Source organism: Pseudonocardia sp. 73-21 (assembly GCF_001899645.1).
In the GTDB taxonomy this organism is placed as follows: domain Bacteria; phylum Actinomycetota; class Actinomycetes; order Mycobacteriales; family Pseudonocardiaceae; genus Pseudonocardia.
Map to the genome: position 1 here is coordinate 1 of NZ_MKVV01000085.1, position 6,233 is coordinate 6,233.

General features: G+C 64.4%; 8 protein-coding genes. 4 read left to right on the forward strand and 4 right to left on the reverse strand.

Going from position 1 to position 6,233, the window contains the following annotated elements:
- The first annotated feature begins 831 nt into the window (after positions 1-831).
- The gene (locus BGP03_RS26995) at positions 832-1,890 is read left to right on the forward strand and encodes an alpha/beta fold hydrolase (protein ID WP_296372428.1); all 1,059 of its coding nucleotides are present in this window, start codon (positions 832-834) and stop codon (positions 1,888-1,890) included.
- Positions 1,891-2,119: 229 nt separating this feature from the next.
- Positions 2,120-2,515: a hypothetical protein gene (locus BGP03_RS27000; protein WP_296372427.1), complete on the forward strand. Its 396-nt coding sequence runs from the start codon at positions 2,120-2,122 to the stop codon at positions 2,513-2,515.
- 153 nt (positions 2,516-2,668) lie between these two features.
- Here BGP03_RS27000 and BGP03_RS27005 read toward each other — a convergent pair whose 3' ends face one another.
- From BGP03_RS27005 to BGP03_RS27015, 3 genes are all read right to left on the reverse strand, one after another.
- On the reverse strand, positions 2,669-2,812 hold the full coding sequence (locus BGP03_RS27005; protein ID WP_296372425.1) for a hypothetical protein: 144 nt from the start codon (positions 2,810-2,812) through the stop codon (positions 2,669-2,671).
- Complete coding sequence (locus tag BGP03_RS27010; RefSeq protein ID WP_296372423.1) at positions 2,803-2,964, reverse strand: hypothetical protein; 162 nt, start codon at positions 2,962-2,964, stop codon at positions 2,803-2,805. The genes BGP03_RS27005 and BGP03_RS27010 overlap by 10 nt, the downstream gene beginning before the upstream one ends.
- A gap of 404 nt (positions 2,965-3,368) precedes the next feature.
- Positions 3,369-3,938 (reverse strand): hypothetical protein, encoded by a 570-nt coding sequence (locus tag BGP03_RS27015; protein WP_296372421.1) that lies wholly within the window; start codon positions 3,936-3,938, stop codon positions 3,369-3,371.
- Between the two features lie 204 nt (positions 3,939-4,142).
- On the opposite strand from BGP03_RS27015, the gene BGP03_RS27020 reads away from it, so the two are divergent.
- Entirely contained in the window at positions 4,143-4,361 is a 219-nt protein-coding gene (locus BGP03_RS27020; RefSeq protein ID WP_296372419.1) for a hypothetical protein, read from the forward strand.
- A gap of 17 nt (positions 4,362-4,378) precedes the next feature.
- A complete protein-coding gene (locus BGP03_RS27025; RefSeq protein ID WP_299737987.1) occupies positions 4,379-4,765 on the forward strand; it encodes a hypothetical protein in 387 nt (128 codons plus the stop codon).
- A 127-nt stretch (positions 4,766-4,892) separates the two neighbouring features.
- Here the strand turns inward: BGP03_RS27025 and BGP03_RS27030 are convergent, their stop codons facing one another.
- Positions 4,893-5,471: a hypothetical protein gene (locus BGP03_RS27030; RefSeq protein WP_296372414.1), complete on the reverse strand. Its 579-nt coding sequence runs from the start codon at positions 5,469-5,471 to the stop codon at positions 4,893-4,895.
- Positions 5,472-6,233 lie beyond the last annotated feature (762 nt).

Consider the following 6,233-nt stretch of genomic DNA (forward strand, 5'->3'; position numbering starts at 1 on the left):
GAGTGGGCTGAGGGCCCTCCACACTCCGCGGGCCGTCGCCCGGCGAGCCGGCACGACGGGGGCGACGACAGAGGTCCCCGTGGTCTGCCCTCGTCCACGGAGCCGGATCGTGGCGCTGGTTCCACCGGCAGCGGACGTGGACCCCGGGCGATCCGGGACAGGAGGCGCGGGCCAGGTCCTGACCGTCCGGTGCCCCCGCATCCCTACTCCGTATCCACCACCCGCACGACCGCCAACCGAGCGACCCGCTCGGCAATCGGGTCACCTCCTGTGACGAGAATCGACCGCAACCTGCCTGCGCGATCTTGTCAAGGGTGACGTAGCAGCCGAGGGTGGAGTTGTCAGGTGAGTCGGTCGATTCGCGACCGCGGACGAGGGGCTCGGGACTACGGTCAGAGCCGCGCTCACGCCTACCGAGCACGCATACCTCGACCGTCGGGAGATGCGCACCGTGTCGGCAACCGATCCTCAACAGCCGTAGGCCAAGCAGCCACCCGTCCCTCCGTCGAGGACATCTTCGGCGACGCCGCGCCGCTGCGATCCGAGCGGCCGCCACCGAACTCGCACGCTGTCGGGATTAGACACGAGGCCGCCTGCACGGCCGACACCACAACCGACTCGCCGTCACGACTGATGACAGCCCCAAGGTCCCGGCCACTCGAGCTCGACCTGCTCCGCTCCGATGACGCCACGACCGGCAGGTCACCACAGTGCGCGTGCGTGTCCTCCCCGCGTGACCAACCACCGTCAGTGGGACACCCTAGACACGGCCCCCGGTGGCTCGTTACCGTCCGTTCGAAGTACCTCCGCTCTGACCGAGGGGCGTCCCAGATGGCCGCAGAGTTCGTGCAGGACTACCAGACCTTCGATCTCGGAGACTTCACGCTCCAGCACGGCGACACCCTCAAGGACGCGAAGCTCGCCTATAAGACGTTCGGCGAGCTGAATGCCGACAAGAGCAACGCGATCGTCTATCCGACGTGGTACTCGGGCTTCCACTGGGACAACGAGTGGCTAGTCGGCGAGGACATGGCCCTCGACCCCCGCAAGTACTTCATCATCATCCCGAACATGCTCGGCAATGGGCTATCGAGCTCGCCGAGCAACACGCCGCCCCCGCACGATAAGGCGAACTTCCCGAACGTCACGTTCTACGACCAGGTCGAGGCACAGCACAAGCTGGTCGCCGAGCACTTCGGGATCGAGACGTTGCCGCTTGTCACCGGCTGGTCGATGGGCGCGGGGCAGACCTACCAATGGGCGGTCAGCTATCCCGACATGGTGCAACGCGCCGCCCCGTTCTGCGGCTCCTCCAAGACCAGCGAGCACAATTTCGTCTTCCTCGAGGGCGTGAAGGCAGCCCTGACCGGCGGCGACAGTTTCAAGGGCGGCTTCTACGACGCGAAGCCGGAGGACAACCTGCGCAGGACGGGCCGCGTGTATGCCGGTTGGGGGTTCTCCCAGGCCTTCTTTTGGGACCGCCTCTACACGGACATGGGCCACTCATACCGGCTCGGCATCGACCTGGCGTTCCCGACGCTCGAGGACTTCCTCGTCCAGTACTGGGAGGGCCATTTCCTCGACCGCCGCGACGTCAACGACCTGCTGTCGATGCTCTGGACCTGGCAGTACGGCGACATCGGCCAGACGCCCGGGTTCGACGGCGACCACGTCAAGGCATTGCAATCGATCAAGGCCAAGCTCATCGCCATGCCCGGCCTGAAGGACCTGTACTTCCCGCCGGAGGACGAGGAGTACGCGTCGCAGTACATCACCAACGGGGAGGTCCGGGTCATCCCGGGCGTGTGGGGTCACTTCGCCGGCAGCGGTGACTGCGCCGTCGATCGCGCGTGGATCGACGACGTCATCAAAGATCTGCTCGCAAGCTGACGGACGCCCCACCACTGGCTGGGCCGGCTACCCGACCTGGCTCAGCGATGTTTCGCACCACGATTGATCCAATGACCATAAGGCGTGGCGCTGACCACGACCGTCCGGTTCCGCCTGGTCGTGTCGCGTGCACGGTGCGACGGATCGGTCGGCATGATCGACATGCGACATGCGCGCGTCCGCGACCACGGACGAAGGACTCAGCGCACTCAGCACTACTATCCGTCCCATGTTTCCGGCATCAAGACCCGGATGCTGCTGGCGAAACTGGATCGGCAAGCTGCTGGAGGAGGTAGCACGCCGAGCCAAGGCGAACCGCGAACCGCCTTTGACGTCACTGTGCGTACATCAGGACGGGACGATCGGTTCCGGCTACGCCCACGCGCCGAAGATAACCACAGACGAGCCCGCCGAGGACATCGAGTTCTACGCGGCGGAACATCGCTTGATGTGCTACCAGAAGTACGCCGACGACTTGCCCGCCGACGGCGGTAAGCCAGCACTAACGAAATCCGAGCACGAGCGGCGGGCACGGCAGGTCATACAAGAGCCGGTCCAACGACCCAAGTGCCCAAGATGTTTCACCGAACTGCCGACATCCGAGAACTGCGACTATTGCGCCTAGCGAGATTCCCGCTCAGCTCGATCAAGCCCACTCAGGCCGAGCCACACGGCACGGAATCGAACCGCATTCGGACCTGGCACGGATTCGCCTACGGCGATGTGCATTATTGTGCGGTCATAGGCCGCCGGACTCGGTAGCTACTTCATCACGTAATCAGCCAACCTTGATCTGCTCGTCCCCGAAGTTCGCGACGATCTGCAGATCTCCACCCAACGCGCTCACGTAGCGGTCGAGGACATCGATCCCGGCCAGTTCGCCGTTCTCGATCTGACTGACCCTCCCAACCGTCACTCCCATCGCCTGGGATCCACCAACGGCCGGCCCAGGTTCGGACCACCCTCAGAAAGAGCTTCGATGGCGTAGATCGCCTGCCGGCGACTCTCCGGATCGTTGACCGCCAGCTCGTCGAGCCAGCGATCGACCTCGTCGGCCAGGTAGACCTCCCACACATCGCCTCGTCGGACCCAAGTTTAGCTTCCGCTATACCCTGGCGCCAGTGCGCGAGACTACGACGACCCCATCACGGATCTCACAAGTAGCCCTACTGCACATCACCTGTTGCTTCCACACGCACGAGCCGACACAGGACGACAGCAGCAACACAGGCTACATTTAATATCACGACACCGACAACAAGATCCAGAGTGAACGGTAAAACCGCTGGTCAGAGGTGGAGCGGGCGACGGGAATCGAACCCGCGTAGCTAGTTTGGAAGGCCATCCGCCACCCCCGACCAAGCCCTCTACCAGCGACGATCCCCACACGAGCGCACTGCGGGAACCGCTACAGCCGCATCCGTCGACGGCGTTTCGTGTCACGTGTGGTGTCACGCGCCGGCCGGACGGCGGCAGCGCTACGCGTGAGCCGGCAGAGCAGTGTCCTGGCACACGAAATCGAAAGTGAAGCTAATGAGGTCCGCGTCGGTTGGGTGCTTCGTGTAGTCGAAGTCGGTCGGCGGCCGGACGACCTTCACATAGATGCTGTTCGGATTATCCGGCGACTGCATCGAACTGTACGTGTAACCACTCGCAATCTGGACGTTGCGGAGTTCGCCCGTCGCCGTGTCGCCTGGATTGCAGTAGATGCTATTGTTGAATATCACATCGGGCGAATCCCCCGATGCAGGGTTATATGGAAGAATTCCAGCGCTCACATGCTGAAGGTAGGTGGGCACCTTGCATATCTTCAGATTCGACAATCCATGAGGTTTGAGCAGTTCGCACACATGTCGAATCACGGCGGCCCGAGTCGTCGCGTACGTGGCGGGACGGTAGCGCTTAACGACGGCGATAGAAGGAGCTGGCGCATCGCAGCCGGCCAGGTCGCTTGTGACGTACCGGATCGGCACGTCACATGTCTTCACGGATGAAGCTGTGGCTGTCCCGGTAATCGCCACTGCCAGCAGGGCGGAAACGCCCAGCACACCCACGAGCGCACGGATTGACCGCATTGACCCTCCCCCTCATAGGAGGTGCAGGGTAGCGAACGCGCAGAGCAGTCCAGAAACCACTGCAACCCCAGCTGTCGACGGCGTTTCGTCTCACGTGTGGTGTCACGCGCCAGCCCGCATCCGATGCGTCTAGGCCGGGCTTGACGGCTTGCGTCTAGTGTGGGATAGACTTACTCTGTGACCAAGCCGAGGGACATCGTGAAGCGCATCGCCAGGGAGGCGAAGCAGCAGGGTCTCAACTTCGTCCTCGACCGTGAGGGCGCCAACCACACGATCTACTCGCTCGACGGCGTCATCATCCCGATCCCCCGCCACCGCGAGGTGAACGAACGCACCACCGAGGGGATCTACCGCGAGTGCCAGGAGAAGCTAGGGAAGGGCTGGTGGCGACGATGAGCACCTACACCGCACTGGTGTCGCGCGACGGGCGGTTCTGGCACATCGAGGTGCCCGAGATCGACCGCGTCACCCAAGCCCGCACCATCAACGAGGTCGACGACATGGCCCGCGACCTGATCGCGATCATGACCGGTCTCGAGCCCGGCTCCGTCGACCTCGACGTACGGATCCAACTCCCCGACAGCGTGCGAGCACACCTCTCCGAGGTGGAGCGAGCCCGCGACGCCGAAGCCCAGGCCCGTTCCCACGCAGCCACCGAACTCCGGGCTGCCGCCACCGAGCTCAAGAACGCCGGACTGTCCGTACGCGAACTCGGCGCCGTCCTCGGGATCTCCTACCAACGCGCAAGCCAGCTCACCAGCAGCGCCGGCCTATCCGCAGAGCGCCGCCGCGCCAGCTGACGGCATCTACCGGGACAGGCCATTCCCGGCTGCCGTTGCGCACCGGGTCGAAGACGACGACGACGACGGCCGTGCCACGTCCAGGAGTCACCTCATACGAATTCGTTCGTCCACGCGAGCTTCTTCTTCAAGCGAGGGCATCGTTGACCACCACGGTCAATGCCAAACCCGTCTTACCGCGGGCGACCGGCTGGGCCTGAGCGTTCGACACGACCGCACCGTTAAGTCGCGAGGCGTAGAAGTCACCGGTATAGCGCACGGCCTGGTATCGCCCCTGCTCTCGCGACAGCTCCACGACGTTCCCGGACCCGGAGGCGTCCACGAGCTGCTTCAGGCGCCGAGCCGTCGCCACATCCGCCATCTCCACCCATGACGCCGCGACAAGCACGACGTCGCCCTTGCGGTCGCGCACCTCGAACAACGCTCGATGCAAACCCACGCACGGGTTCGCCGTCAGGAAGTCACGCACCTGCCCGTATGCGTGCGCGGCACAGTTGCTGGCGTCGTCAGTGACTCGCGCGGTGACCCGTACACCGCGAGCGACGATCCGCGCTTCCGCAGCGGCAGAGTCCTGATTGCCGACTTTGGAAGACCCGCGGCCGCTGACCGACGCCGAACCACCCGGTCCGAGCAACCCCGAGCCGGCGGCACTCGTACCGCCCACTCCCAGCGCCACAGCGACGCCGACCGCCAGAAGGGCAGTCACAGCGCCACCGCTGCCCTTCGAACTGCCGCCGCCGCGTCCCCCGATCCTGCGCGCCACGCAATCCCCCTCGGTCACTCCGGGGAGAACGTCGCCAACCAGTCATACGACGTTACCGACGCGCATCGCTAGAGCCTGCGAGCTATCGCCTCGCCAGCCTCCTGCAGGCCAGCGCGCTGGCAGCCCCGACCTCCGGCGCCACGGAGAGTTCGTGTCACGCGTGGTGTCACACCCTGAGCTCGGTATCCACCCCGTAGTCGACCCGGATACTGCTTGCCTCACCGTCGGAGGGCCGGGGCCCACCGCAGCAACAGTCCTCACCAGCGCGGAGTCAGCATCACCAGCCGACTCGATTTCGTGTCACGCACCAGCCACATCATTCACTCGGCTAGACCACAGATTGCCGCGAATGCATACCCAAAGAGTATAAGTGCAGGTCAGAGGCTTGAGCGGGCGACGGGAATCGAACCCGCGTAGCTAGTTTGGAAGGCCATCCGCCACCCCCGACCAACCCCTCGACCAGCGACGATCCCCACACGAGCACACTGCATGAGCCCCCAAAAGCACACCAGTCGACGACGTTTCGTGTCACGTGTGGTGTCACGCGCCGTCTCCCTCCCCGACTTCACGAACGCGACGAGCTACTCAAGCTTGGCGGTGGCAACCCCCATGCGCGTTCCTGCCGCATGGTGTCAACGGTCATCGAGAACTCCGGGTGGATGGAAAGTTGATCTCCGGGCTGGCGGACAGCAGATCTCCGGGCTG